The sequence below is a fragment of the Okeania sp. SIO2B9 genome, assembly GCF_010672505.1.
Classification (GTDB): domain Bacteria; phylum Cyanobacteriota; class Cyanobacteriia; order Cyanobacteriales; family Microcoleaceae; genus Okeania; species Okeania hirsuta.
The window spans coordinates 1-1,132 of the sequence record NZ_JAAHGK010001769.1; the positions used below are offsets into that span (position 1 = coordinate 1).

Sequence of the window (1,132 nt, forward strand, 5' to 3'; positions counted from 1 at the left end):
TTAGGGAAGTTGGATGCAACTTCCCTACCCACTCACCTACTCCCCTACTATGTGAAAATATAGAAAAGTTTTTGAGAAATGGTATTATTTGATTGCTAATTAACAACACAATCATCTCAAAATCAAATTTATGGATATGGTAAAGGGTTGAAAATAATTGGAAAATACATCTATTTGGGTGCATCTCACATTTGCAAAAATACTTTTTTCCTATATATTCCCTATTCCCTGTTGCCTGTTGCCTAAAAGCGATAAATTTTTGGCTTTATTCTTGCATTGAGATGCACCCATCTATTTTTACCCAACTTCACTCCATAGATTAGAACTAAAAATCTCAAACAATTATGCGGTTAGATTTAGAAGGATTAGAAATTACAAAGGGTGAACTTAAACATCTAAGTGGAGTAAGTTTAGGTAAAATATTGCTGCCGCCCACCAAAACTAAATATTTAATAGAAGGTTTGAAAAGTTTACTAATAGCTTTGCTTTTATTAGTTAGTTACTGGATGGTAGTAAAAATCTTAAATCAACACCATTTATTATTAATAGTTACTTATGTAAGTATGGCAATAGGATTATTTTTAGAAGATATCTATAAAATATTTATGACTCGTAAAAATCAACCTCTGATTAAATTGTTTGAGGATGTAGATAAATATAATTCGATTATTCAAGCGATTGTTATTAATGACAGAATTGAAGCCGCTGGGAACCCCCAAGTTCAATTAAGTAATCGCACTAAAATTATAGAAGCTCTACAACTAATTAGAGAAGATTTAATTAGAGCTTTGAAAACCGAGCGAATTATCCGGGAAAATCAGAAATTTGTTAATAAAAATACAGACTTATTTACCTTTAATTTTAATACTTTGACAGCTTTGCAAATTAATGACAAAGCTAGCGAACATGGAAAATTACTTAACGAAGCTTTAGAAATAGCAATTGAAGTTAGGGAAGAGATGAAAAAATTACAAAACGAACATTTGCTCAACTAAGGGACTTACAAGTAAAAAGCTGGTTTTTCCCCATCACTCTAATTATTTTGCCTTTCTCTAGTAATTTTAAAGATACTAACTGATAGCTTTAGGCTTAAGCAAACAATTAATTATTTGTCAACGATCTGGCACATACA

General features: G+C 30.7%; 1 protein-coding gene. It reads left to right on the forward strand.

What is annotated here, in order from left to right; genetic code table 11:
* The first annotated feature begins 344 nt into the window (after positions 1-344).
* Complete coding sequence (locus F6K13_RS34295) at positions 345-995, forward strand: hypothetical protein (protein WP_124142949.1); 651 nt, start codon at positions 345-347, stop codon at positions 993-995.
* Positions 996-1,132: the final 137 nt, after the last annotated feature.